Raw genomic sequence first — 25,354 nt, forward strand, 5'->3', positions numbered from 1 at the left:
GAAGGTCAATGCGTCCGCGCGGGGCCCGCGGCGGCGTAGGCGGTGGTGGACTCGGCGGGGGTCAGGTAGGTGCGGAACAGGCCGTCGGGGTCGTAGGCGCCCCGGATCTCCTCCAGGCGGGCCGCGTTGGCGGGGCTCAGCCCGTGGTCGAAGCGGTCCGCGAGGTTGTTGTCGGAGAACTGCAGCCCCTTCGACAGGTGCTGGATCGCAGCGAGTTCACCGTGCGCCCAGCGCTCGTGGCGGAGGTCCTCGGCGGGGTCGGTCCAGCCCGCGTTGGGCGAGAGGTAGAGCTTGGCCTGGCTGGACCAGCAGGCGTCGGGACGCTCCGGGAAGCCGCCCCACAGCATCCACAGGACATGGCTGGTGGTGCCGGGCACCGAGTCGAACAGCGGCCGGGCCGCGTCCAGGACCTTGTCGACCGGCTCGTCGGTCCAGATCCCGTCGAGGGCCCAGCGCATCCCGGCCGGGGTCATCCGGTCGGCGTGCCCGTACAGCTCGGCCATGCTCGTCCGGGCGCTCCCGACCGCGCGCAGCGCTTCGGCCCGGAAGGGCGCGGTCTCCAGCAGCGCGAGCGGGTCGGAGTCGTCGTCCTGGGCGAAGGCGGTCGCGGTGACCGACACGGTGTGCCGGTCCAGGCCCTCCACGAAGCCGACCTTGGCCGAGAACTCGACCTCCTTCGGAAGCAGTTCGAGCATGTCGTACGCCCAGGCCAGGACCTCGTCCCGCAGGCCCAGGGGGTAGCTGTGGAGCGTGCGCAGCAGCCGCCTCGGCGCCGGGTGCAGGTCGAGGTGGAAGCGGGTGACGACCCCGAAGAAGCCGGGGCCGCTGCCGCGCGCCGCCCACAGCAGGTCCGGGTGGTCGGTGTCGGTGGCGTGCACCAGGGTGCCGTCGGCGAGGACGACGTCCACGGCCCGGATGCTCAGGCAGGCCGGCCCGAGATGGCGGGAGTCCCAGCCGTAGCCGCCGCCGAGCAGGAAGCCGCCGAGGCCGACGGTCGGGGCGTGGCCGGTGGGGAAGAACAGGCCGTGCGGGGCGGCGGCTTCGAGCAGGTCGGGTCCGGTGGCCGCCGGCTGTGCGGTCGCCGTCCGGCCGGCCGGGTCGACGGTCACCTCCGTCAGTCGCGAGAGGTCGAGCAGCATGCCGCCGTCGCGGACGCCGTTGCCGACCCAGCTGTGCCCGCCGGAGCGGATGCCGATCCGCCGTCCCTCTGCGCGGGCCAGGCGGACGGCCGCGACGACGTCCCGCTCGCTCCCGGCGAGCACGATGACGTCGGGGTGGCGGTCGGGTTTGCGTTCGTTCCAGACGGCGTCGAGGCGGGCCCGTTCGTAGGCCGTGTCGCCGCGCCGGATGAGGGTGCCCTGGGGCAGCTGGTGCATGGCCGTCTCCTCACGCGTTTCATCCGGGACCATACTGTCGACACTTTGGGGCGACAAGACATCTGCGGCGGGAATATCTGGCATCTCTGGCGACACTAGGCGCTTTGCTGGGGAGGCCGGGTTGGGTCGTCGTTCGGGTGCGGCTTCGTGGGGGCTGGTCGCGCAGTTCCCCGCGCCCCTTTGGGGCGCTTCACTTGCGGGCGCTTCATCGGATCGGCTCGAAGTCGAAGAGTTCGGCCGGGTTGTCCACCAGTAGTCGTTGCAGATGGGCGGGGTTGGGTGCGATGCGTTCCAGGAGGTCGACCAGAAGGCCGTCGTCCGGGGCCGCACCCGTGATGTTGACGTGTGGGTAGTCGGTGCCCCACACCACCCGCTCGGGGGCGTACGCCACCAAGGACGCGGCGAGTTCGACGGCGTCGGCGTACGGCGGCCCCTGCGCGGAGACCCGGTCGACCCCGCTGACCTTGACCCACACCGCGCCCGTGTCGAGCAGCGCGCGCAGACAGCGCACCGCCGGGCCGTCCCGCCCGGCGCCGAGGTCGACCCGGCCCATGTGGTCGATCACCACGCGGCCGGGCAGGGCGCGTACGACGCTCTCCAGGCCCGGCAGGTCCTCGCCCCGTACATGGAGCTGGGCGGCCCAGCCGAGGCCGTCCACGCGCTCCAGCACGGCGTCGATCTCCGCGCCGGTGGGCCGGCTTCGCAGATGCGGCAGGAAGTTGAGCCGGAAGGCCCGTACGCCCGCCCGGTGCAGTTCCTCGGCCTCGGCCCGGCCGGTCGCCTCGCCGATCAGGGCCACCCCCCGGATCCCGCCCTCCCCGGCCGCGAGGGCGTCGAGCAGCACCCGGTGGTCGCGGCCGTGGCAGGACGACTGCACGACCACCGCCCGCGTCAGCCCCAGGTGGGCGTGCAGGGCCCGGAGTTGTTCCTTGGGTGCGTCCGGCGGGGTGAAGGTGCGCTCCGGTGCGTAGGGGAAGACGTCGGCGGGCCCGAAGACATGGCAGTGGGCGTCGCAACTGCCCGGCGGCAGCCGGAGCCTGGGCGCCCGGGGCGCGGGATGCGGGGGCGGACAGCCCGGTGAAGGGGCGCGGGGTGACGGCGTGCGGGGCGGGGCGGTCGCGGCGGGTTCAGTCACAGCGCGCCGTCATTCCGCCGTCGACGACGATCTCGGTGCCGGTGACGAACCGCGCCTCGTCCGAGGCCAGGAACAGCGCCGCGTACGCCGTGTCCCGCCCGTCCCCCATGAAGCCGAGCGGGATCCGGGCCCGGCGCTGGGCGAGCAGTTTCGCCACGTCGCCGCCGGCGCGCTGCCCGGCCAGCCGGGCCTCGACCATCGGGGTGTGCAGTTGCCCCGGGACGACGGTGTTGACGCGGATGCCGTCCGGCGCGTACTGGACGGCCGTCACCCTGGACAGCTGGATGACCGCCGCCTTGGCCGTCGCGTACCCGACCTGCGCGGCCCCGGTCCAGCGCAGCCCGGAGCAGGAGGCGGTGTTGACGATCGCCCCTCCCCCGCCCCGCCGCATGACCGGGATGACGTGCTTGCAGGCGAGGAAGGCGCTGGTGAGGTTGGTCCGCAGCTGGCTCTCCCAGTCCGCGAGGCTCAGCTCGGCGACCCCGCCCGGCCGGGAGCCGCCGACGTTGTTGACGAGGATGTCGATGCGGCCGGTCCGGGCGGCCGCATCGGTGAAGTAGGCCTGGACGGCGTCGGGTTCGGTGACGTCCAGGAGATCGGTGCGGACCGTGCCGCCCTCGGCGCGGATCTGGTCCGCGGTGGCCTCCAGCGCGTCCTTGTCCCGGTCGGTGAGCAGGACGGTGGCGCCCTCGCGGGCGAAGAGCACGGCGGCGGCACGGCCGTTGCCCCAGCCGGGGCCGACGCTTCCGGCGCCGCCGATGACGGCGACCTTGCCGGCGAGCCGCCCGGAACGGGCACTGAGCGGGTGTTCTGGCGTGTCCTGAAGCACAGGAGCCTCCCTCCATGGGGGTACGGAGCCTGCCGACAGTCATAGCCAAGTGTCGACACAAAGTAAACACAAGACCTTTGTTACGCGGATCCTCGGCACCTTCTTGCCAAGGGTGTCGACAGAGAGCTTGTATGGGGCGTACGCGAAGAACCTGGAGGACCCCTGTGCGGAAACCCCCCGTCTTCACCCCGGAGGAGATCGCCCGCTTCCGCGCCGAGCTCGCCGCCCGGCGGGCGCCCGGCGCCCACGAGCCCGGCCGCTGGTCGGTGAGCCCGCTCAACCGCCGTACGGACGTGGTGGGTTCGCTGCCCGGGACGGTCCGGCTGCGGGACGCGACCCTGCGCTCCCTGGAGACCCTGCCGGGCGTCACGGCCACGGCCGGGGCGAAGCGGGCGTTCCTGCGGCGGGTGGTGGCGACCGGGGTGCCGGAGGTCGTCACCGCCGGACCCGGCCGGCGCGCCGAGGACGTGCTGAAGGCGGAGGTGGATCTGGTCAAGGGCGAGAACCCGGAGTGCCGGGTGATCTGCCCGCTGATGCGCTCGACGGACGACATCGACCGGGCCGCGCGGGCCGGTTACGACGCCGTGCAGGTGTGGGTGCAGGGCTTCGGCGAGACGGCACTGCTCTACCGGCCCGACGTGTACGCGGCCGCGTGGCGGGGCGAGGAGTGGCGCACCCCGGACACCCCGCGCGACCGGACCGCCGTGCTGGACCGGGCCGCCCGCCTCATCGGGTACGCCCGCTCGCTGGGCCTGGAGGTGATCGCGCCGATGCTGATGGTGTCGTACCTGACGGAGGAGGACCACGCCACGACCGTCGCGGCGCTCACCGCGGCCGGGGCCGGCGAGCTGACCCTCTTCGACGGGCCGGGCGCGCTGAGCCCCGAGGCGTACGGCCATCTCGTGCGCCGGACCAGGGAGTTGGCGCCGGACGTGGCGGTGGGCCTGCACCCGCACAACACCTTCGGACTGGCCGTCGGCTGCGCGGTCGCCGCCGTCCGGGCCGGCGCCGGCGCCGTCGAACTGTCGGTCAACGGCTACTGCGGCGGCCCCGGCAACGCCGATCTCGCCGCCACCGCAATGGCCTTCGAGGCCGTCTACGGCGTCCGCACCGGCATCCGCACCGAGACCCTCACCGAACTCGCCCGGCACGGCGCCGAACTGACCGGCTGTCAGACCGCCCGGAACCACCCGATGACCGGCCCGGACGCCTTCTGCTGGGGCGGCCTGGACTTCATCACCCAGGAGACCGCGGTCGACCCGCTGCTCCACAACTGCGTGGAGCCCTCCCTGGTCGGCAACGAGCGCCGGATCCCCTTCACCCCGGACAGCGGCCCCTACACCCTGGCCGACCGGACGGCAGCCCTCGGCATCGAGCTGCCGTCGGCCGCCCTGGACCAACTGCTGGATCAGGTACAGCAGGTGATGTCCCGGGAGAACCGCCTCGCCACCGACGAGGATCTCCGGGCGCTGGTCCGCGAACTCGGGTGAGCGGCCGGCCCGGTGGCCGTGACGGGTCGGCCACCGGGCCTGCGGTGTCAGGTGCTCCGGGCCCGTCGGCCTCAGGAGGAGCTGACACCCACGGTGAGCGTCGCCGCGTACCCGTCGGAGACGCTGTCACCCAGTGCGGTCAGGGTCAGCAGGCCGGAGGAGGCGCCGCCGTCGTCGTAGATCGTGTCGTCGTCGAGCTGGGTCTCCGTGGTGGTGTTGTCGGAGTACGGCGAGGTCGCCTGGATCTCGGAGTTGATGTCCGCGTCGAAGAAGAGCTGCCCGGTGTGGACGATCGAGCCGCCCGTGTACGAGTCGTCGGTCAGCGTCACGTCGGTGTGCACCCGCATGTGGACGTGCACGGCCCGGGAGACGTAGTGGCCGGGCCAGATCGAGGTGATGCTCACCTGGCCATTGGAGTCGGTCGTCTGACCGCCCCGCAGGAAGGTGCTGTCGTCGGTCTCGGTGTGGCCGTTCTTGCCGACGTAGCCGGAGTACTCGCCGAGGGCGTCCGCGTGCCAGATCTCGACCAGCGCGTTCTCCAGCGGGGCACAGTCGTTGGCCTGGTCGACGACGGTGAAGGTGTACTGGACCTCGACGCCCTCCCGGTCCTCGCGGATGTCCTCGCGGACGAGCGCACCGGCCAGCCAGTACGGGCCCTCGGTGACCTCCGAGGTGAGGGTGCAGACGCCGGAGGAGGCGTCGCTGGTGACGGTGGTGGAGGCGTCGGAGTCGGTCTCCGAGGTGGTGGTGTCGGCGGAGGCGAGGCCCGCGGCCATCAGCCCGCCGGCCGCGGCGATGGTGGCGCCGCCGATCAGCACGCGCCGCCGCTTCATGGTGTTGTCCGTGCGGTGACGACCCGACTGGGCGGAGACGGAGTCGACGGAGCCGGGCTCGGGGGTCTGCCCGGAGGCAGAGGCGTTGTCTGTCATGTCAGGAGAACTTAGGGACCGACCTGAGGCGGGCCATGGCCACGCACTGTGAGATCCCTGGAGGCAAAACCCCCAACTCACCTTCTTTGGAGCCGAGTCGGCGCGAATTCCGCGTGTCGCGGGGGCGCTCCGGAACGGCCGGTCCGGTCAGCTGAGTCCGGCCGCCCGCGCCCGCTCCACCACCGGGCCGATCGCCTTCGCGACCGCCTCGACATCGGCCTGGGTGGAGGTGTGGCCGAGGGAGAAGCGCAGGGTGCCGCGGGCCAGGTCGGGGTCGGTGCCGGTGGCCAGCAGGACGTGGCTCGGCTGGGCGACCCCGGCCGTGCACGCGGAGCCCGTCGAGCACTCGATGCCCTGGGCGTCGAGCAGCAGGAGCAGCGAGTCGCCCTCGCAGCCGGGGAAGGTGAAGTGCGCGTTGGCCGGGAGGCGGTCCACCGGGTCGCCGCCGAGGATCGCGTCCGGTACGGCCGTACGGACGGCGTCGATGAGCGCGTCGCGCAGGATGCCGATCTCGCGGGCGAACCACTCGCGGCGCTCGGCGGCGAGGCGGGAGGCGACCGCGAAGGAGGCGATCGCCGGGACGTCGAGGGTGCCGGAGCGGACGTGCCGCTCCTGGCCGCCGCCGTGCAGGACCGGTACGGGGGTGTACTCACGGCCGAGGAGCAGGGCGCCGATGCCGTACGGGCCGCCGACCTTGTGGCCGGAGACGGTCATCGCGGCGAGGCCGGAGGAGCCGAAGTCCACGGGGATCTGGCCGAAGGCCTGGACCGCGTCGGCGTGCAGCGGGATGCCGAACTCGTTCGCGACGGCGGCGAGTTCGCGGATCGGCAGGACCGTGCCGATCTCGTTGTTGGCCCACATGACGGTGGCGAGCGCCACGTCGTCGGGGTTGCGGTCGATCGCCTCGCGCAGCGCCTCGGGGTGGACCCGGCCGTAGGTGTCGACGGGGAGGTACTCCACCGTGGCGCCCTCGTGTTCGCCGAGCCAGTGGACGGCGTCCAGGACCGCGTGGTGTTCGACGGGGCTGGCGAGGATCCGGGTGCGGGCCGGGTCGGCGTCGCGGCGGGACCAGTAGAGGCCCTTGACCGCGAGGTTGTCGGCCTCGGTGCCGCCGGAGGTGAGGACGACCTCGCTGGGGCGGGCGCCGAGTGCTTCCGCGAGGGTCTCCCTGGATTCCTCGACCGTGCGGCGGGCCTTGCGGCCGGAGGCGTGCAGGGAGGACGCGTTGCCGGTGACGCCGAGCTGCGCGGTGAGGGCCGCGGCTGCCTCCGGGAGCATCGGGGTGGTGGCGGCGTGGTCGAGGTAGGCCATGGTGGGGTCGATTCTACGGGGGGCGGGGTGCGGGTCGCCCAGCGCCGTAGGGGTCGATCGCCGTTTGCGGGTGCAGGTCGTCGGTGGCTGGTCGCGCAGTTCCCCGCGCCCCTGAAGGGGCGCTGTCCTGGACGGCGCTTCAAAGATCAGGTCTACAGGCTCCAGGAGACCGTGTTCGAGGCCGCCATGGCGATCGCCAGGACCGCGAGGTCGGCCACGCCCAGGGTCAGGCCCAGGTATGCGCGGCCCTTGCGGGCCGTGCCGCGCCACAGGGAGACCAGGGCCAGGATGATCGCGACCGGGCCCAGGAACAGGTTCAGGACCAGGAGGCCGAGGAGGCCGAGGATGAAGGACGCCACGGCCATACCGTCGGCGTCACGGGTGCGGGTCTGGGTGCGGGGGGTGGCGGGGGCGGTGAGTTGCATCATGCTCAGCTCCTGAAGTGAGCGGGGGCGGAAGGTCAGTTGGCCGAGGTGTGGCGGCGGCGGGCGAGGCGCTCGCGGAGTGCGAAGACGGCCAGCCAGACGACGATCACGGCGGCCAGTCCCGCGGTGACGTCGAGCGGCGCGTGGGCCACGGTGCCCAGCACCACGCCGAGCAGCATGAGTGCGGCGACGAGGAACAGCATGGGGTCGATCCCCCTCCGTTACATTTGGGTGAACGGTTGTAGTAACACTTGTTCACTGACTTTGAGTCTAGCAACTCGCCCGGCTTTTCAATTCCGGAGAACAGTTGTTAACTGGATGACATGAGTCACACCCTCGGCATCCGACAGGCCCAGAAGCAGAAGACCCGCCAGGCCTTCCTGGACGCGGCGCTCGCCCTGCTGGAGGAGCAGAGCCTGAGCAGCCTGGGACTGCGCGAGGTCACCCGGGCCGTGGGCGTCGCCCCGACCGCCTTCTACCGGCACTTCCGCTCCACCGCCGACCTCGGCGTCGCCCTCGTCGACGAGGCGCTCGGCAGCCTGCACCCGATGGTCCGTACGACGGTCGCCACGGCCGGCGCGGAGCGCATCACCCGGGCCGTGCGACTGATCGCCGACCATGTGGCCGCGCACCCGGCACACGTCCGGTTCATCGCCCGGGAGCGGCACGGCGGGGTGCAGCCGGTGCGGGAGGCGATCCGGGACCAACTCGCCCGGTTCGCCGAGGAGGTCAGGGCCGAGCTGGCCAAGGACCCCGAGGCCGCGGGATGGAACGAGGACGACCTGCTGATGCTCGCCCACCTCTACGTGGACCAGATGCTCATCACCGCCTCCCTGTTCCTGGAGACCCTGGAGTCCCCGGAGCCCTCGGAGGCGGAGCGGCAGCGCGTCGCCCAGGTCGCCACCCGCCAGATGCGGCTGATCAGCCTCGGCCGGCAGCACTGGCTGGACTGAGCGCTCCGCTGGAAGCGCCGCGATATGCCGTCAGTCGGCTGCGGCGCCGTCGCGGCTGGTCGCGCCCACGCGGCGGCAGCCGCATATCGGATACGGCCCCGCGCCCCTTTGGGGCGCGTCCGGCGGCAGCACGAAAGGGCGGCGCGTCCGTTTGCCGGACGCGCCGCCCCTGTCGTACGAGCCGTGCGGTCAGCTCTTCGTCGACTGCGCGGTCGGCGCTCCGCTGGGCGCCGCGCCGCCGGCACCGGGGCCGCCCTGGCCGCCGCCGCAGCCGCCCATGCCGCCGCCGGGGCCGCCCTGGCCGCCGGCGCCGGGGCCGCCGCTGGGCATGCCCGAGGCGTTGCCGGTCGGAGCACCGGTGGGGGCGCCGCTCGGAGCGCCGCTCGGAGCGCCCGAGGCGTTGCCGGTCGGGGCGCCGCTCGGCCGGCCCGAAGCGTTGCCGGTCGGCTGCTGACAGCTCTGCTGGCCGGAGTTGCCGCTGCCGGACGACGACGAGTCGCCCGAACCGCCGCACGCGGTCAGCAGCAGCGGGGACAGCGCGAGCAGAGCCACGGCGGGGACGAGACGTACACGCTTCATGAGAGACAACTCCATTGAGGATGAGGGAGTCCTGAGGAGTGGCACTCAATCAACGGCGCTTAAGGCATTCTTGGGCCCCCACTGTTCACCGCCTGTCAAAGAGGTAAAGCGATCCCCAAGAAGCAGCGCTGACCTGGCAGTTCGCTCCGAGGGGTCGCCTACTCCCTGGTACACGCCCGTGACAGAACGGGGTTCCCGCCGTCGAAACCGGGACGCGCGGGCCGGGTTCAGCCGAGCCGGACCCGGGCCAGCTGGCGGGACTGGGCGACCAGGCGGTCCGCGGTGTCCCAGACCTCGGCGTCCTCCTCCAGGAAGCCGCCGGCCAGGTTGCGGGTGGTGATGGAGACGCGCAGCGGGCCCGGGGCGGGGCGGTGGCGGACGTGGACGGTCAGCTCGACCGTGGGAACCCAGCCCTTGAGGCCGATCTCGAACGCGGTGGGCGGCAGCGCGTCCACCGCCAGCAGGAGGGAGAGCGGGTCGGCGTCACGGCCGTCCGCGAGGCCGAACCAGGAGCGCATCTCACCCTTGCCGGAGGGGGCGCCGAGGGCCCAGCCGAGGGTGGCGGGGTCCAGCTTGAGCATCAGGCGCTCGGTGATGGCGGAGCTGCCGTCGACCGGGGCGGGACCGTCCTCGGGGCCGAAGCAGTGCTCCATCGGCGGGAACGCGGGCGGGGTCGCCGTCGTACGAACGTCGTCGGGGAGGGCGCTGAGGTCGCCGTAGGAGGCGAGGACGCGGATGCGTTCGACCTCGTGGCCTTCGTCGTCGTACTGGAAGAGCGAGGCCTGGCCGGTGGAGAGGGTGCGGCCGGTACGGACGGTGTCCGTGCGGATCACGGCGGGGCCCGGCTGGGACGCGGTCAGGTAGTGCGCGGAGACGGTGAACGGGTCCGGGTGCGGCAGCGTGTCCGCGAGCGCCCGGCCGAGCACGGCAAGGAGATAGCCGCCGTTCACGGCGTTGATGATGGTCCAGCCGGCCGAGAGGTCGATGTCGTAGACGCCGGGAGCGCGCCGGGTGACCGCGGTGTCGCGGTCGAACTCGCTGTCACCGATCACGGCCCGCGTGGATGCTGCTTCAGGCATGCCTGAACAGTACAAGAGTTGATTACTAAGCGGTAGCTTTTGTGATCCACACACCAGCGGTCCGACCGGTAAGGGATCCCTCCGTCGAGTGAGGTTCCGGCAATTTCTAGGTAAGTGTCCGGACACGTCCGTAACCCGGGACCCTTGATTCCCCTCTATGGGGACATGAGCCTCACCGGGACTCCGTTCCTCTACACGACCATCGTCCTGTCCGTGGTCGCCCTCATACTGCCGCTCGTCCTGTGGTCGAGGATGCGGGGGCCCAAGGCCGTGCTGGCCGCTGCCCGGGTCCTGATGCTGCTGTTCGCGCAGGCCACGGCGGTGACGCTGATCTTCGTGCTGGTCAACAACGAGAACAACCTGTACGACAACTGGGCCGACCTCCTCGGTACCGGCAACCACGTCCAGCAGGCCGCCAACCTCGGCCAGGACGGTACCGGCGGCATAGCGCTGAAACGGCTGCCCAAGGTGAAGCAGACCTTCACGGCGGCCGACGGACCGGGTATGCGCGCGGCCGGCGGGGTCGAGGTCACCCAGCTCAAGGGCCGGGTCTCGGGCGTCAACGCCGAGGTCTACGTCTGGCTGCCGCCCCAGTACCACGAAGCGAAGTACCGCAACCACCGCTTCCCGGTCGTGGAGCTGCTGCCCGGCTACCCCGGCTCGGCCAAGGCCTGGTTCGGTTCGCTGAAGGTGACCGAGCAGCTGGAGCCGCTGATGAGGAGCGGCAAGGTCGCGCCCTTCATCCTGGTCGCGCCGCGCACCAACCTGCTGGCCGGCGTGGACACCGGCTGCGCCAACATCCCGGGCACGGTCAACGCGGACAGCTGGCTCAGCATCGACGTGCCGAAGATGGTGACCGACAACTTCCGCGCCGCGGCCGCCCCCGCGAACTGGGCCGTGGCCGGCTACTCGGCGGGCGCGCACTGCGCGGTCAAGCTGGCGGTCGCCCATCCGGACCGCTACCGGGCCGCCATCAGCCTGTCCGGCTACAACGACCCGATCGGCGAACGCAACTCGCTCGCGGCGCAGAGCGTGGCCCTGCGCGAGCAGAACAACCCCTACCTGCTGCTGCGCAAGGCGGCCGCCCCGCCCCGGATCGCCCTCTACATCTCCGGCGAGTCCGGTGACGGCTACCAGGCCGGAGTCGCGCTCGAACAGATCGCCAAGGCTCCGACCACCGTGCACGTGGTGTACCTGCCGCGCAGCGCGGGCGGCCACAACATGGCGCTGTGGCGGCCCCAGGTGCCGACGGTCTTCGAGTGGCTCACGGTCAACATGGGCCAGAGCCACGTCCGGGCCGGGACTACTCCTCTCGAACCGTCGAGCGCCGGTTCCACGCACGCGGCGCTCGCCAGTGGTAGCGCATCGCGAGCAGGCGCAGTACGAAAGCGGTGACGACCGCGAGCCCGCTGGTGAACGGGTTCAGCGCGTCGTAGCGGATGCACAGCACCACCGTCGTCGCCCCGACGATCGCCGGGACCGCGTACAGGTCGCGGTCCCAGCGCAGCAGCGAGGGAACCTCGTTGGCGAGCACGTCCCGGAGCACACCGCCGCCGACCGCGGTGGCCAGGCCCAGGGCGGCGGAGGCGGTGAGGTTGAGGCCGTAGGAGTACGCCTTCGTCGTGCCGCTGACGGCGAACAGGCCGAGGCCGGCCGCGTCGAAGACCAGCACCGCCGACTGGATCCGCTCGACGTGCGGGTGCAGGAAGAACACCACCAGGGCGGCGATCAGCGGGGTGATGAAGTACCCCAGGTCCGTGAAGGCGGCCGGGGGTACCGCCCCGATGATCACGTCCCGGAAGATCCCCCCGCCCAGCGCGGTGACCTCGGCCATCACTCCGATGCCGAAGACGTCGAAGTTCTTGCGGACGGCCAGCAGCGCGCCGGAGATGGCGAACACGAAGATGCCGATGACGTCGAGCGTGTGCTGGACGGAGGGAGAGAAGAGTTGCTGGAGCTGCACCCTGACATTGTGTCCTGTCAGGGCACATGAACCTTACAAACCCAGGCCTACAGGGTGGGTTTTCCTGTGGTGAACAGCCAGGTCTGGAACAGGTCGTCCAGTTGCTGCCCGCTGGTCTTCTCGGCGAGGCGGATGAAGTCGGCGGTGTCGGCGTTGCCGTAGCGGTGCAGCTTCGTCCAGGCCGGGAGCAGCTTGAAGAACGCCGTGTCGCCGATGCGTTCACGCAGCATCTGCAGGGTCATCGCGCCGCGCTGGTAGACGGCCGAGGCGAACATGGTGTCGCGCTGCGGGTCGGCGACGGTGATCTGCCAGAAGGGGTTGTCGGCGGCCCGGGCGTTGTAGGCGGTGAGGAACGAGTCGTGGGCGGACTTGGTGCCCTGGTGCTCCGCCCACAGCCACTGGGCGTAGGTGGCGAAGCCCTCGTTGAGCCAGATGTCCTTCCACTGCGCCACGCTCACCGAGTCGCCGAACCACTGGTGGGCCAGCTCGTGCACGATCGTCGACTCGTTGCGCACCGCCGAGTAGGCCGGCTTGCTCTGCACCTCCAGCGAGAACCCGGCCTCCGGCATGTCGTCGACGATGGCCCCGGTCTCCTCGAAGGGGTACGGCCCGAAGACCTGCGACCAGTAGTCGGTGGCGGCGGCGGTGACGGCGTACACGTCGACGTTGTTGCTGTTCGCGAGGACCGGGTCGATGGCGACGTAGATCGGGATGCCGGAGGGGGTCTTCCCGGTCTGCACGTCGAACTTCCCGATGGTGGCGGTGGCGAGGTAGGTCGCCATCGGCTTCGACTCGCGCCAGTGCGTGTACGTCGAGCCGCCCTTGTCGTACGTCGAGACCAGCCGGCCGTTGGAGACCCCGGTCAGGCCCTCGGGCGCCTTGATCCGGATGTCGTAGCTGGCCTTGTCGGAGGGGTGGTCGCTGGACGGGAACCAGGTGGAGGCGGCGTTGGGCTCGCAGGCGACGAAGACGCCGTCGGTGGTCTTCATCCAGCCGTAGTCGGAGCCGAAGACGATGGGGCCGTTGAGGGGCTCGGGTATCCCGCCGTAGGTGACGGAGACGGTGAAGTCACGGCCCTTGGCCAGCGTGTCCCGCGGGGTGACGGTGATCTCGTCGCCGGTGCGGGTGAACTGGGCGCGTCTGCCGTTCACTTCGACCTTCGTGACCTCCAGCTTCTGCAGGTCGAGGTCGAAGGCGGAGAGGTTCTGGGTGGCGCGGGCGGTGAGGGTGGTACGGCCGTCCAGGCGGCCGGTGTCCGGGGCGTAGGCCACGTCGAGGTCGTAGTGGCGGGCGTCGAAGCCGCCGTTGCCGAGCTGCGGGAAGTAGGGGTCGCCGATGCCGTCGGCGCCCGGGGTGGGGGCGGGGGCGGCGGCTATGACGAAGGAGGCGGCCGCCGCGGTTGCGACGGCCGCCAGACGTGCCGAACGGGAGAGGCGCATGAGTCGTCCCTTTCGAGCGTGCCGGTCAGTGGACGGACACGGTCGACTCTGCGCTCTCCCGTTAAGGCATGTACATGACTTTGCAAAGTCGTGTCATGGGCTACTTGCCGGTTGGCTCCTGTGACTTCTGTGCCTCGCCTGTGGAGTCGGCCGACGGCTCCGCCAGGGATTCGGCAGCGGCCTCCGGCTCCTCCGCCGGGGCCTCCGGCTCCTCCGCCGGGGCGTCCGACTCCGGCTCCGGGTCCGGGTCCGGCTCCGACTCCGACTCGGCCGGCGCCTCGGGCTCCGCGGCCTCAGCCTCAGGCTCAGCCGGCGCCTCAGGCTCCGCGGCCTCAGCCTCAGGCTCAGCCGGCGCCTCGGGCTCCGCGGCCTCAGCCTCGGGCTCAGCCGGCGCCTCCGGCTCCGCGGCCTCAGCCTCAGGCTCAGCCGACGCCTCAGGCTCCGCGGCCTCAGCCTCAGGCTCAGCCGACGCCTCAGGCTCCGCGGCCTCAGCCTCAGGCTCAGCCGACGCCTCAGGCTCCGCGGCCTCAGCCTCAGGCTCAGCCGACGCCTCAGGCTCCGCGGCCTCAGCCTCGGGCTCAGCCGACGCCTCAGGCTCCGCGGCCTCAGCCTCGGGCTCAGCCGACGCCTCAGGCTCCGCGGCCTCAGCCTCGGGCTCAGCCGCGGGCTCCGGCTCCGCTTCCGCGGCTTCGGCCGCCGGCTTCGCCGGCTCGGCCGACTCCTCCAGGACCGCCTCGCCCACCAGCTCCGAGGCCTCCTTCGCCGCGGTCAGCAGGACCGTGTCCTGCGGGGCCTGGTCGGCGAAGTTCTCCGGGTGGTGGCAGGCCACCCGCTGCCCCGGGCGGAGTTCGAGGAGCGGCGGCTCCGTCGTCCGGCAGATCTCCGTCGCCTTCCAGCACCGCGTGTGGAAGCGGCAGCCGGACGGCGGCGCGATCGGCGACGGCACGTCACCACGGAGCAGGATGCGCTCGCTCTTCTGCCCGCGGCGCTTCGGGTCCGGGACCGGCACCGCCGACATCAGCGCCTTGGTGTACGGGTGCATCGGCGACTCGTACAGCTTGGTGCTGTCGGCGAGTTCGACGATCTTGCCCAGGTACATCACCGCGACCCGGTCCGAGACGTGCCGGACGACGGAGAGGTCGTGGGCGATGATGACGTAGGTCAGGCCCAGCTCCTCCTGGAGGTCGTCCATGAGGTTGACGACCTGCGCCTGGATCGAGACGTCCAGGGCGGAGACGGGCTCGTCGGCCACCACCAGCTTCGGCTTCAGGGCGAGCGCACGGGCGATGCCGATGCGCTGGCGCTGACCGCCGGAGAACTCGTGCGGGTAGCGGTTGTAGTGCTCGGGGCTCAGGCCCACCAGCTCCAGGAGGCGCTGGACCTCCTTCTTGACCCCGCCCTCGGGCTCGACGCCCTGCAGCCGGAACGGCGCGGAGACGATGGAGCCGATGGTGTGCCGGGGGTTCAGGGAGCCGTACGGGTCCTGGAAGATCATCTGGATGTCGCGGCGCAGCGGACGCATCTTCGCGGTGGACAGGTGCGTGATGTCCTGCCCCTCGAAGGTGACCTTGCCGCCGGTCGGGTCCTGGAGGCGGGTGATGACCCGGCCCATGGTCGACTTGCCGCAGCCCGACTCGCCGACCACGCCCAGGGTCTCGCCCTTGCGCACCTCGAAGTCGATGCCGTCGACGGCCTTCACCGCGCCGACCTGCCGCTGCAGGATGCCCTTCTTGATCGGGAAGTGCTTCTCCAGGCCCTCGACCTTCAGCAGCACTTCACGATCGCCGGACGGTGCCGCCTGCTGCGGGATGACGGTGTCACCGGTCTTGTTCGTGTCGCTCACAGCTTCGGCGCAATCTCTTCGGTCCAGATCCGCGTACGGTCCTCGGGCGAGAGGTGGCAGGCGGACCAGTGGCCGCCGTCGACCTGCTGCAGCTCGGGACGGACCGTGCGGGTGACGTTCCCCTTGGGAAGGTCCGCGTACGGGCAGCGCGGATGGAACGCGCAGCCCGAGGGGACGTTGATGAGGCTCGGCGGCTGGCCCTTGACCGGAATGAGCCGGTCGGAGGTCTCCCGGTCGATGCGCGGCATCGAACCCAGCAGACCCCAGGTGTAGGGGTGCTGCGGCTTCTCGAAGATCTCGTCGACCGGGCCGCGCTCCACGCACCGGCCGCCGTACATCACCAGGACGTCGTCGGCGATCTCGGCCACCACACCCAGGTCGTGGGTGATGAGGATGACCGCGGAGCCGAACTCCTTCTGGAGGTCGCGGATCAGGTCGAGGATCTGCGCCTGGACGGTGACGTCGAGGGCGGTGGTCGGCTCGTCCGCGATGAGCAGCTCGGGGTTGTTGACCAGGGCCATGGCGATCATGGCACGCTGGCGCATACCGCCGGAGAACTCGTGCGGGTAGCCGTCGACACGCTTGGCGGGCTCGGGGATGCCGACCCGGTCGAGCATCTCGATGGCACGGGTGCGGGCGACCTTCTTGCTGACGTTGTGGTGGACCCGGTACGCCTCGACGATCTGGTCGCCGACCTTGTAGTACGGGTGCATCGCGGACAGCGGGTCCTGGAAGATCATCGCCATCTCGCGGCCGCGCAGCCGGCGCACCTCGTCCGGGGACGCGCTCACCAGCTCCTTGCCGCCGAGCCAGATCTCGCCGGACATCTGCACGTTCTTGCCGCGGGCGCCCAGCCGGTGCAGGCCCATGATGGCCAGCGAGGTGACGGACTTGCCGGAGCCGGACTCGCCGACGATGGAGAGGGTCTTGCCCTTCTCCAGCGAGAAGCTGAGGCCGTCGACGGACTTGACGATGCCGTCGTCCGTCGGGAAGTGCACCTTGAGGTCGCGGACTTCGAGGAAGGCGTCGGACGGGCTGGCCGGCGTGGGCTCGCCCACGGCGGCGCCGGTCTTGGAGAGTTCGGTCACGAGAGCCTCACCCGCGGGTCGGCGGCCGCGTAGAGCAGGTCCACCAGGAGATTTGCGATCACGACGAAGAAGGCGGCCAGCAGGGTCACGCCGAGGATCGGGGGCAGGTCGTTGTCGTCGATGGCCTGCACCGCGTACTGGCCGATGCCGTGCAGCGAGAACACGGTCTCGGTGATCACCGCGCCGCCGAGCAGCAGACCAAGGTCCATGCCGAAGACGGTGATGATCGGGGTGAGCGCGGCGCGCAGTCCGTGCCGGACGACGACCTTGCGCTCGCGCAGGCCCTTGGCGCGGGCCGTGCGGATGTAGTCCTCGTTCATCGTCTCCAGCATGCCCGAGCGGGTGAGCCGCGCGTAGATGGCCGAATAGAGGAGAGCGAGCGAGCACCAGGCGGGGATGAGGGTGTTGGCCCACTGCGCCGGGTTCTCTGTCAACGGGACGTAGGTGCGGCCGAAGATCGGCCACTGGTAGGTGAAGAGCAGGATCGCCAGGTTGCCCGTGAAGAACATGGGCAGCGAGACACCGGCGAGGGCCACACCCATGAAGGTGCGGTCGAAGAAGGAGCGCGGCTTCAGCGCGGAGACCACGCCGATCGCGACACCCGAGACCAGCCACAGGACCGCGGCACCGAGGGCCAGCGACAGGGTCACCGGCATCCGGGAGGTGAGCTGCGGCCAGACGGCCTGGTGGGTCTTGAAGGAGTAGCCGAAACACGGTGCGTCGCAGTGCACCGTGGTGGGGCCCAGATCATAGGTGGCGCCGGAGACGATCCCCTTGATGAAGTGCCAGTACTGGACGTAGACGGGCTGGTCCAGACCGAGGTTGTGCTTGACCGCGACGATGTCCGCCTTCGACGGGCTCTTGCCGATGTACTGCTGCGCCAGCTGGTCGGCGGTCTGCCCGGCCAGACGTGGGAGCACGAAGAAGATCGCGAAGGTGACCGCGGAGACGACCAGCAGCAGGATCACCGCTGCGAGCGTCCGACGGAGGATGTACGAGATCACGGGGATCGGCGCTGGTGCCCGCGGGCCTTCCGGCCCGCGGGCACCAATGCCTTCACCTGCCTTCCGGGGCTGCTACTTCGACGCGACGCCGATGTTGAGGTAGTCGTACTGGCCGCTGAAGGCCGCCGTGGAGACCAGGTTGGTGAAGGTGGTCGGGCGGGCCAGCAGGACCTTGAAGTAGGTCAACGGCACGAGGGCAGCGTCGTCCATGGTCTGCTTGTCGATCTGCGTGTAGATGCTGTTGCGCTCGGTGTCGTCCTGCGTACCGATCGCCTTGGCCAGCAGGGTGTTGACCGACTTGTTGTCGTACTGCGACAGGTTGGTGTTACCGGACTGGCTGATCGCCTGGCCGTTCAGGATCTGCTGCAGGAAGCCGTAGCCGGAGGGCCAGTCGGCACCCCACTGCATCATCATCAGGCCGACGTTCTGCTTGTTGGCGAAGTTCGGGACACCCGCGTAGTCGGTGAAGTACTTGCCCGACGGGTACTGCTTGAGGGTGGCGTTGATGCCGACGGCCTTCAGCGAGTTGATGATCGCCGTGGCGGCGTCGATCTCCTGCGGACGGTCCGAGCGGGCCGTGATGTTGGTGTTGATCGACGTCTTGCCGCAGGCCTTCAGCTGCGCCTTGGCCTTGGCCGCGTCACCCTTGTTGCCGGTGGAGGCGTAGACGTCCGCCTTGGTGTAGCCCGGGATGTCCGGCGGCAGCACCGTGGTGGCGACGTCACCGCGGATCGGGCCGCCCTCGGCGGTCTGCACCGAGACCTTGTCGATCGCGTACTCGACGGCCTTGCGGCAGGCGACGTTGTCGAACGGCTTCAGCTTGGTGTTGATCGCCATGTAGACCAGACGGCCACCGTAGGTGTTGTCCGTGTTGGCCTTCTTGGCGGAGTCGGTGAGCACCTGGGCCTGCGTGGCGGCCTGGACACCCGTGCCGCCGAGGTCGATCGCGTCGCCGGCCAGGACGTCCTTGTCGATCGTCTCGGCGTTCACCTTCAGGTTGACGACGATCTTGTCCGGCAGCTGCTTGCGCAGCGGGTCGGTCTTCGCGTCCCAGTTCTTGTTGCGGACCAGCACGGCCTGCTTGCCGTCCTGGTAGCTCTGGAACTGGTACGAGCCCGAGGACACGATGTTCTTGACGTAGTCGACGCCGGTGTCCTTGGCCTGCGGGACCGGGGCCGTCTGCGGGGCCGAGACCAGGTAGTCGAACTCCTGGAAGGCCTGCTTCAGGTGGAAGACGATCGTGGTGTCGTCCGGGGTCTCGATGGACGAGAGGCCCTTGGCGCTCTTGTCCTTGTAGGGACCCTTGTACTTGTCGCCGCCGACCAGGAACTGCTGGAAGTAGTTCGGGCCGAGGGAGAGCACGTCACGCGCGAAGTTGGAGCGCTCGACGGCGTACTTGACGTCCTTGGACGTGATCGCCGTGCCGTCCTGGTACTTCAGGCCCGAGCGCAGCTTGTACGTCCAGGTCTTGCCGCCGTCGCTCGGGACGCCCTTGCTCGCGGCGAGGTCCGGGACCAGGGTGTTGCCCTTGGAACCGGGGCCCGGCTCGAACGTCATCAGCGGGCGGGCGTAGAGCCGGCTGAAGTTGTACATGTACGCGTAGTACGTGTTACCGGGGTCGAACGAGTCCGGGACGTCGGACAGCTCGTAGGTGACCGTCCCGCCCTTCTTGTCGGACGCGTTGACGACACCCTTGGTAGCGGCGTTGGCCGCGGCGGAGCTGCCGCCGCTGTTGCCGTCCTTGTTGTCATCGGCCTTGCTGCACCCTGCAACCAGCAGGGTGGCGGAGCCGATGGCCGCGATCGCGGCCAGCGCTGACCTTCGCATGATGGGCGGGATCCCCTCCATTGTCGGAAACTTTTCGGGCTCTCGGGTGACAGCAGGCGTCAGCGGCTGCGTGGGTCGAGAGCGTCGCGGAGACCGTCACCGAGCAGGTTGAACGCCAGCACGGTCACGAAGATTGCAAGGCCGGGCACGATCATGTACTCGGGATCGACCTGGTAGTACGTCACCGCTTCGCGGAGCATGCCGCCCCAGGACGCCTGCGGGGGCTGGATGCCGACGCCGAGGAAGCTGAGGGACGCCTCGAAGAGGATGTTGGTCGGGATCAGCAGCGTCGAGTAGACGATGATCGGGCCGACCAGGTTGGGCATCAGCTCGCGGAACAGGATGTACGGGCCCTTGGCACCCATGCCGCGGGAGGCGTCGACGAACTCGCGCTCCCGGAGGGCGAGCGTCTGGCCGCGCACGATCCGGCCCAGGTAGGGCCAGTTGAAGAAGCCGATGACGAAGATGAGCACGCTCAGGTGCAGCGGCAGTCCGTTCAGACCGAACGCGCCGCCCTGCAGGGTGGCGGAGATGGCGATCGCGAACAGCAGGAGGGGGAAGGCGAGGAAGGTGTCCATCAGCCGGCTGATGACCGAGTCCACGCGGCCGCCGTAGTAACCGGCGACGACACCCATGATCGCGCCGATCACGTTGGACAGGATGGTCGAGCCGAAGGCCACCACCAGCGACACCCAGGAGCCTTCGAGGATGCGGGTGGCGATGTCGCGGCCGAACTTCGGGTCCACGCCCAGCGGGTGGCTCAGGCTCATGCCGCCCCAGCCGCCGTTGGGCAGCGAGGTGTTGGCGTCGATCAGGTCCTGGTGGAAGGCGTTGGGGTCGAGACCGAACAGGGCCTGGATGGGACGGGCGAGGATCGCGACGACGATCAGCAGGACGACAACGATGCCGCCCGCGACGGCGACCCTGTCCCTCTTGAACCGGGACCAGGCGATCTGGCCGAGGGAACGACCCTCGATCTGCCCCTTACCGGCACCCTCCAGCACAGCCTCCGGCTGTGCCTCGGTGGTCTCGATCGGTGCGGTCACAGTGACCTGACCCCTCTCACCGGCGGTGACCGGCTTTTGTCCGCCGCGGTGGGCGGCTTGGTTCGCTTGCATGTTGTGCGGTGGCCGCCAATGGTTACGGCCCGACCGCCCACAAGACCCTTCGACTGGTACTGCGTACCGGCTCGCAGGATCGCCGACTTCGCGTCTGAGAGGCGAGTCTTCAATGCCCCGGTGATCACGCGCCAGGCCTGATGGAGAAAGTATGCGCAACCGTGATGACGATGAGGGTTTCCGGTATCCGGACGGCTGGCCACAGAGGGCGGACGGAACAGAACCCCTCAAAGGCTGCGAACCACGGCAGTTCACCCTTATCTACGCGCGAAGATCAGACCCGGAGAGTCAACCGTCCATCACCCACCGCCGCGCCGCTCCGGAACGGCGCGGCCGACGGGGCCGACGTGGGTGACAGAGCACACTCAGTAGGCCCCGGGGCCCGGATAGCCGTAGCCGGCCGCCGGGGCCTGGACGGGTGCCTGGGCGTGCGCCTCGCGGTCGTAGAACGGCCGTGCCGTCGCCCGCATCCACATCACGACCGGGTCGTACTCGTCGGTCATCGCCACCGTCGACACCGGCAGCCCGTCCGGCACCGCCCCGATCGACTGCTGCATCATCGCCCGCACCGAGTCCACGGCCGGCGGCGAGGTGTCGTACACGTCCAGGCCGATCGCGAGATACGGCGCCCCGAGGGCCGGCTGCACCCAGGCGCGGCGCAGCGAGCGGACCGCGGGGGTGCGGTGGGCGTTCTGCGCGAGCAGCGCGTAGAACTGCGGGATCTCGATGGACGGTTCGGCGAGCCGCAGCGGGCCGGCCGGCTGGCGGTCCAGGCCGGTGGCGATGCGGCGCAGGTCCAGCCAGGGGATGCCGACGCCGCCGCCCGGGGCGTGCGGGTTGAGCCAGAGGCCGAAGTGGTCGGGGTAGAGGGTGCGGGCCACGTCGATGCCGTCGACCACTTCGTACGAGCGGTTCCAGCCGCTCGCGGAGAGTTCCTGGGCCGAGGTCACGCAGGGGGCGTAGCCGTGGCCGTCGACCTCCATGTTCCCGTACTGGGCGTCGGGGGAGCCGGCCTGGCCGTGCCAGAGCAGCATCCAGATCTGGCCGGAGGAGGGCGTGGCGAGGGCGCGGAGGAGTGCCTCGTAGGCGTCGTAGCGCCCGGGGGTTACCTGGCGCAGCATGTGCTCGACCTGTCCGGTCGCCGCGGTGCCGCTGGCGCTCACGTGTTACCGCCCCTTCATCTGGTGCCCCGCGTATGGAGGTCGCCCCGCGTTTGGAGACAGCTTAAGCGCCAAGGGGGGTGGCGCCGATTGTCCGTCGGCGGGTGCGGGTCGTTGGTGGCTGGTCGCGCAGTTCCCCGCGCCCCTGGGCCGGCTGCCCCTGGGGCGGCTGCGCAGGAAGGGGGCTTCAGTGGCCGTACTGATAGAAGGGGCGGACGTTCTCGCGCATCCAGTGGCCCACCGGGTCGTCCGCCACGTCCAGGAGGACCAGGTTCACCGGCCACTTCACCGGGGCCTGGCCCAGGGCCTTGCCCAGCGCCTCCAGGGGCGCGGCGCGCAAGTCGCCCTCCCACTGGGAGAGTTCGACCCCCACGAACATCACCGGGTCCGCCGTCTCGACCGCGGCCAGGCAGCGGCGGGCCGTGGCGACCACGCCGATCGCCGCGAACTCCGCCGACGCCGCGGCCAGGAAGTCCATCGGGTCTTCCTGCCAGTCCGGTTCGAAGAGGCGGACCCGGCCGCCCGAGGCGGGGCCGTCCAGTTCGGTGCGGCCGGCCCGGCAGAGCTGGGCGACCGCCTCCGGCGGCAGCGGGACACCGACCACTCCCCCGGGGTTCACGGCGATGCCGACCTGCGGGGGCAGGCCGCGGGCGAACTCGACGGCGGGGGCGATCGTGTACGACAGATGGGAGCCGGCCACCAGACGGAACTGCTCCTCGGAGCTGAAGACCGGCACGTACACCTGGCCCTCGATCTGCGTGGTGGGCAGGTCCAGCGGGCCGCTGCGCGGGCCGCCGCCCTCCGGCAGCGGGATCCAGAGGAAACTCCGGCCCAGTACCTCGATGAGCCGGCCCGCCGCCGCGGGCACGCCTAGGGAGGCCGACAGGACCTCCTCCAGTTCGTTGCCGGGCCACCCGCCGTGCGGGTGGGGGTGCGCCTGTGCCGGGAAGTCCGCGGGAATGTCCGCCGGGAAGTCCATCTGCCTACCGCCTGCTGGGAACCACTGCTGAGGCTGGAAAGGCTAGCGGGTGGCACCGACAAAGCCACCCGTGGATTCGGCGTCCGCGAAGGCGATCCGGCGCAGTACGTCCGCCGCGTCCCGGTCGAGGAGCACCGCCGAGCCGACACCCTCGGGCAGTTTCCCCTTCTCCGCCGCGCGCAGCAGCCGGCCGGCCGCCCGGCGGTGGCGCAGGAAGGCGTACCGGGAGACGCCGCGGCCGCGCTCGCGCTGGCCGTCCAGTGCCGTGCCGGCGGTGACGTCCAGGAGGAGCAGGTGCAGGGTGCCGCCGCGGCGGCGGGCCTCCCGGGCCAGCCAGTCGCGCACCCAGGCCTGGGTGCCGCAGTCGTGCACGACGACGCCCTCGCCGGTGCCGAGGGCCCGGCGCAGCCCGGCGTAGTGGGCGAGGCGGACCAGCGGGCGGTAGACGGCGTAGGGCAGGAGGCGGGTCAGGCGGGCGTCCCAGCGGTCGCGGGTGTCCTGGGAGTCGATGCGGATGCCCTGGACGGTGCGGTGCATCAGGGTGGACTTGCCGCTGCCGGGCAGCCCGGTGACCACCACCAGGTCGCGGGGGCCGAAGAGCAGGCCGTGCGGGCTGTGCCCGGCGCGGTCGCGCAGGTCGCGGACGACCGGTGCGGGTCGCTTACCGCACCGCTCGCGGGCCGGGGCCGTCGGCTGCTGGGGCAGGGCGATGCCCGTCGTCGTCGCGTATGCCGTGGTCCTTGTCACCGTGACCGTCCTCCCTGGGGGTTCAGGAAAGTTTCTCCCCGCTTAATGTAAAGAGAAGGTAATGCACGGTGTCTCGCGATTCCGTGCACGTCCGGCAACAGCCCGGCTACAAAGAGAGAGGGCGGCGGGAGGGACAAGTCCGGCCTGCCATGCGGCCGGGCGGCGTGCAATGATGTCCGCGCCAACTGCATACCGGCCGCTTGAATCCGCGCGGGAGAGTCCCCAGTCGTCTTCGCTGGGGCGCCGAAGGAGCAAGTCCCTCCCTTGAATCTCTCAGGCCCCCGTTACCGCGCGGGCGAGGCACATCTGAAAAGCGGGCCGCTGTGTCAGTGGCTCCACCCAAGGTGCAAGCCGTGACCACGTCCGTGGTCAGGGCGAACCTCTCAGGTTCCGATGACAGATGGGGAGGACAGCCCTCGCCTGTCATGCCCTCGGGACCTCTGGGAGACGACCGACCGATGAGCAGTACCGATTCCGCCGCACCCCGCCGCACCGCGCTCGATGCCCTGCACCGCTCGCTCGGCGCGACCATGACCGACTTCGCCGGCTGGGACATGCCCCTGCGCTACGGCTCCGAGCGCGACGAGCACGTCGCGGTACGGACCAGGGCCGGGCTCTTCGACCTCTCCCACATGGGCGAGATCACCGTGACCGGCCCGTGCGCGGCCGACCTGCTGAACCACGCCCTGGTGGGGAACATCGCCTCCGTCGGCGTGGGCCGCGCCCGCTACACCATGATCTGCCGGGCCGACGGCGGCATCCTGGACGACCTGATCGTCTACCGGCTGGCGGAGACCGAGTACCTGGTCGTCGCCAACGCCTCCAACGCCCAGGTCGTCCTCGACGCGCTCGTGGAGCGTTCCGCCGGGTTCGACGCCGAGGTCCGCGACGACCGTGACGCGTACGCGCTGATCGCCGTACAGGGCCCCGAGTCGCCCGGGATCCTCAAGTCGCTCACCGACGCGGACCTGGACGGTCTGAAGTACTACGCCGGGCTGCCCGGCACCGTCGCCGGCGTCCCGGCGCTGATCGCGCGCACCGGCTACACCGGCGAGGACGGCTTCGAGCTGTTCGTGAAGCCGGAGCACGCGGTGGAGCTGTGGCAGGCGCTGACCGAGGCGGGTTCGTCGGCGGGCCTGGTGCCCTGCGGGCTGTCCTGCCGGGACACCCTCCGCCTGGAGGCGGGCATGCCGCTCTACGGGCATGAGCTGACCACCGAGCTCACCCCCTTCGACGCCGGGCTCGGCCGGGTGGTGAAGTTCGAGAAGGAGGGCGACTTCGTGGGGCGCGCCGCGCTGGCCGAGGCCGCCGCCCGTGCGGAGCAGAACCCGCCGCGCGTCCTCGTCGGCCTGGTCGCCGACGGCCGCCGGGTGCCCCGGGCCGGATACCCGGTGGTCGCCGGCGGCGAGGTGATCGGCGAGGTCACCTCGGGCGCCCCCTCCCCCACCCTGGGCAGGCCGATCGCCATGGCGTACGTCGACGCGGCGCACTCGGCGCCGGGCACGGCGGGCGTCGGCGTGGACATCCGGGGCAGTCACGAGCCGCACGAGGTCGTGTCGCTGCCGTTCTACAAGCGCCAGAAGTAGCCACTGGGCGTGACCCTGCGCACATCCCCGCAGGTCACGCACGTCTCCAGCCTTCCCCCCTTCACCAGCACTTCCTCGCGTACAGGAGAATTCAAGCCATGAGCAACCCCCAGCAGCTGCGTTACAGCAAGGAGCACGAGTGGCTGACGGCCGCCGAGGACGGCGTGGCGACGGTCGGTATCACGGAGCACGCGGCCAACGCGCTCGGTGACGTCGTCTTCGTCCAGCTCCCGGCGGTCGGCGACACGGTGACCGCGGGCGAGTCCTGCGGCGAGCTGGAGTCGACCAAGTCGGTGTCCGACCTGTACGCGCCGGTCACCGGTGAGATCACCGCGGTCAACGAGGACGTCGTCGAGGACCCGTCCCTGGTGAACTCGGCCCCCTTCGAGGGCGGCTGGCTGTTCAAGGTTCGCGTCACGGACGAGCCGGGCGACCTGCTCTCCGCCGACGAGTACACCGCCTTCACCGCCGGCTGAGAGCCGCCGCAGACCCCG

Annotated in this window: 24 protein-coding genes and 2 riboswitches; of the genes, 5 read left to right on the forward strand and 19 right to left on the reverse strand. The window is 70.7% G+C overall.

Annotation, left to right across the window (positions count from 1 at the left end; all coding sequences use genetic code 11):
• Window positions 1-5: 5 nt before the first annotated feature.
• The 3 genes from SSP29_RS01575 to SSP29_RS01585 form a co-directional block, all read right to left on the reverse strand.
• Complete coding sequence (locus SSP29_RS01575; RefSeq protein WP_089098622.1) at window positions 6-1,376, reverse strand: FAD-binding oxidoreductase; 1,371 nt, start codon at window positions 1,374-1,376, stop codon at window positions 6-8.
• 205 nt (window positions 1,377-1,581) lie between these two features.
• Complete coding sequence (locus tag SSP29_RS01580; protein ID WP_089098623.1) at window positions 1,582-2,511, reverse strand: amidohydrolase family protein; 930 nt, start codon at window positions 2,509-2,511, stop codon at window positions 1,582-1,584.
• Complete coding sequence (locus tag SSP29_RS01585) at window positions 2,504-3,340, reverse strand: SDR family NAD(P)-dependent oxidoreductase (RefSeq protein WP_089098624.1); 837 nt, start codon at window positions 3,338-3,340, stop codon at window positions 2,504-2,506. Before SSP29_RS01585 ends, SSP29_RS01580 begins: the two co-directional genes overlap by 8 nt.
• A gap of 164 nt (window positions 3,341-3,504) precedes the next feature.
• Here SSP29_RS01585 and SSP29_RS01590 point away from each other — a divergent pair, with 164 nt between their 5' ends.
• A complete protein-coding gene (locus tag SSP29_RS01590; protein ID WP_167449836.1) occupies window positions 3,505-4,830 on the forward strand; it encodes a hydroxymethylglutaryl-CoA lyase-like TIM-barrel protein in 1,326 nt (441 codons plus the stop codon).
• Between the two features lie 71 nt (window positions 4,831-4,901).
• On the opposite strand, the gene SSP29_RS01595 is transcribed toward SSP29_RS01590, so the two are convergent.
• The 4 genes from SSP29_RS01595 to SSP29_RS58320 form a co-directional block, all read right to left on the reverse strand.
• Window positions 4,902-5,759 (reverse strand): intradiol ring-cleavage dioxygenase, encoded by an 858-nt coding sequence (locus tag SSP29_RS01595; protein WP_150133371.1) that lies wholly within the window; start codon window positions 5,757-5,759, stop codon window positions 4,902-4,904.
• A gap of 147 nt (window positions 5,760-5,906) precedes the next feature.
• The gene (locus tag SSP29_RS01600; protein WP_089098626.1) at window positions 5,907-7,070 is read right to left on the reverse strand and encodes a cysteine desulfurase family protein; all 1,164 of its coding nucleotides are present in this window, start codon (window positions 7,068-7,070) and stop codon (window positions 5,907-5,909) included.
• Window positions 7,071-7,222: 152 nt separating this feature from the next.
• Window positions 7,223-7,495, reverse strand: coding sequence for a DUF4190 domain-containing protein (locus tag SSP29_RS01605; protein ID WP_089099756.1), 273 nt, complete (start codon window positions 7,493-7,495; stop codon window positions 7,223-7,225).
• Window positions 7,496-7,530: 35 nt separating this feature from the next.
• Window positions 7,531-7,698 carry a hypothetical protein gene (locus SSP29_RS58320; protein WP_089098627.1) on the reverse strand — a complete coding sequence of 56 codons (168 nt, stop codon included), beginning with the start codon at window positions 7,696-7,698 and terminating at the stop codon, window positions 7,531-7,533.
• Window positions 7,699-7,818: 120 nt separating this feature from the next.
• Between SSP29_RS58320 and SSP29_RS01615 the strand changes: the two genes are divergently transcribed.
• Window positions 7,819-8,448 (forward strand): TetR family transcriptional regulator, encoded by a 630-nt coding sequence (locus SSP29_RS01615; RefSeq protein WP_089098628.1) that lies wholly within the window; start codon window positions 7,819-7,821, stop codon window positions 8,446-8,448.
• A 189-nt stretch (window positions 8,449-8,637) separates the two neighbouring features.
• Here the strand turns inward: SSP29_RS01615 and SSP29_RS01620 are convergent, their stop codons facing one another.
• Both SSP29_RS01620 and SSP29_RS01625 read right to left on the reverse strand, forming a co-directional pair.
• Window positions 8,638-9,027 (reverse strand): hypothetical protein, encoded by a 390-nt coding sequence (locus SSP29_RS01620; protein ID WP_150133373.1) that lies wholly within the window; start codon window positions 9,025-9,027, stop codon window positions 8,638-8,640.
• A gap of 227 nt (window positions 9,028-9,254) precedes the next feature.
• Window positions 9,255-10,106 carry a thioesterase family protein gene (locus tag SSP29_RS01625; protein WP_089098630.1) on the reverse strand — a complete coding sequence of 284 codons (852 nt, stop codon included), beginning with the start codon at window positions 10,104-10,106 and terminating at the stop codon, window positions 9,255-9,257.
• A 165-nt stretch (window positions 10,107-10,271) separates the two neighbouring features.
• On the opposite strand from SSP29_RS01625, the gene SSP29_RS01630 reads away from it, so the two are divergent.
• The gene (locus tag SSP29_RS01630) at window positions 10,272-11,501 is read left to right on the forward strand and encodes an alpha/beta hydrolase (RefSeq protein ID WP_089098631.1); all 1,230 of its coding nucleotides are present in this window, start codon (window positions 10,272-10,274) and stop codon (window positions 11,499-11,501) included.
• Here SSP29_RS01630 and SSP29_RS01635 read toward each other — a convergent pair.
• The 10 genes from SSP29_RS01635 to SSP29_RS01680 form a co-directional block, all read right to left on the reverse strand.
• Window positions 11,410-12,069, reverse strand: a complete 660-nt coding sequence (locus SSP29_RS01635) for a trimeric intracellular cation channel family protein (RefSeq protein ID WP_089098632.1) — start codon at window positions 12,067-12,069, stop codon at window positions 11,410-11,412. The genes SSP29_RS01630 and SSP29_RS01635 overlap by 92 nt on opposite strands.
• 47 nt (window positions 12,070-12,116) lie before the next feature.
• Window positions 12,117-13,508: a M1 family metallopeptidase gene (locus SSP29_RS01640; protein ID WP_089098633.1), complete on the reverse strand. Its 1,392-nt coding sequence runs from the start codon at window positions 13,506-13,508 to the stop codon at window positions 12,117-12,119.
• A 100-nt stretch (window positions 13,509-13,608) separates the two neighbouring features.
• Window positions 13,609-15,351: an ABC transporter ATP-binding protein gene (locus SSP29_RS01645; protein WP_089098634.1), complete on the reverse strand. Its 1,743-nt coding sequence runs from the start codon at window positions 15,349-15,351 to the stop codon at window positions 13,609-13,611.
• Window positions 15,348-16,439, reverse strand: coding sequence for an ABC transporter ATP-binding protein (locus tag SSP29_RS01650; RefSeq protein ID WP_089098635.1), 1,092 nt, complete (start codon window positions 16,437-16,439; stop codon window positions 15,348-15,350). The genes SSP29_RS01645 and SSP29_RS01650 overlap by 4 nt, the downstream gene beginning before the upstream one ends.
• Window positions 16,436-17,443 (reverse strand): ABC transporter permease, encoded by a 1,008-nt coding sequence (locus tag SSP29_RS01655; RefSeq protein WP_089098636.1) that lies wholly within the window; start codon window positions 17,441-17,443, stop codon window positions 16,436-16,438. Before SSP29_RS01655 ends, SSP29_RS01650 begins: the two co-directional genes overlap by 4 nt.
• Window positions 17,444-17,515: 72 nt before the next feature.
• Entirely contained in the window at window positions 17,516-19,270 is a 1,755-nt protein-coding gene (locus tag SSP29_RS01660) for an ABC transporter substrate-binding protein (protein WP_245882995.1), read from the reverse strand.
• A gap of 59 nt (window positions 19,271-19,329) precedes the next feature.
• Entirely contained in the window at window positions 19,330-20,316 is a 987-nt protein-coding gene (locus SSP29_RS01665) for an ABC transporter permease (protein ID WP_089098638.1), read from the reverse strand.
• Between the two features lie 437 nt (window positions 20,317-20,753).
• Entirely contained in the window at window positions 20,754-21,551 is a 798-nt protein-coding gene (locus SSP29_RS01670; protein WP_089098639.1) for an enhanced serine sensitivity protein SseB C-terminal domain-containing protein, read from the reverse strand.
• 184 nt (window positions 21,552-21,735) lie between these two features.
• The gene (locus tag SSP29_RS01675) at window positions 21,736-22,527 is read right to left on the reverse strand and encodes an enhanced serine sensitivity protein SseB (RefSeq protein WP_089098640.1); all 792 of its coding nucleotides are present in this window, start codon (window positions 22,525-22,527) and stop codon (window positions 21,736-21,738) included.
• A 42-nt stretch (window positions 22,528-22,569) separates the two neighbouring features.
• Window positions 22,570-23,274 carry an AAA family ATPase gene (locus SSP29_RS01680; RefSeq protein ID WP_089098641.1) on the reverse strand — a complete coding sequence of 235 codons (705 nt, stop codon included), beginning with the start codon at window positions 23,272-23,274 and terminating at the stop codon, window positions 22,570-22,572.
• A gap of 201 nt (window positions 23,275-23,475) precedes the next feature.
• A riboswitch (glycine riboswitch) is annotated at window positions 23,476-23,574 on the forward strand.
• Window positions 23,575-23,684, forward strand: a riboswitch (glycine riboswitch). It abuts the riboswitch before it with no gap.
• A 48-nt stretch (window positions 23,685-23,732) separates the two neighbouring features.
• On the opposite strand from SSP29_RS01680, the gene gcvT reads away from it, so the two are divergent.
• Both gcvT and gcvH read left to right on the forward strand, forming a co-directional pair.
• Window positions 23,733-24,860, forward strand: a complete 1,128-nt coding sequence (gcvT, locus tag SSP29_RS01685; RefSeq protein WP_089098642.1) for a glycine cleavage system aminomethyltransferase GcvT — start codon at window positions 23,733-23,735, stop codon at window positions 24,858-24,860.
• Window positions 24,861-24,958: 98 nt separating this feature from the next.
• The gene (gene gcvH / locus SSP29_RS01690; RefSeq protein WP_089098643.1) at window positions 24,959-25,336 is read left to right on the forward strand and encodes a glycine cleavage system protein GcvH; all 378 of its coding nucleotides are present in this window, start codon (window positions 24,959-24,961) and stop codon (window positions 25,334-25,336) included.
• Window positions 25,337-25,354 lie beyond the last annotated feature (18 nt).

The sequence above is a fragment of the Streptomyces hyaluromycini genome (genome assembly GCF_002217755.1).
In the GTDB taxonomy this organism is placed as follows: Bacteria; Actinomycetota; Actinomycetes; order Streptomycetales; family Streptomycetaceae; genus Streptomyces; species Streptomyces hyaluromycini.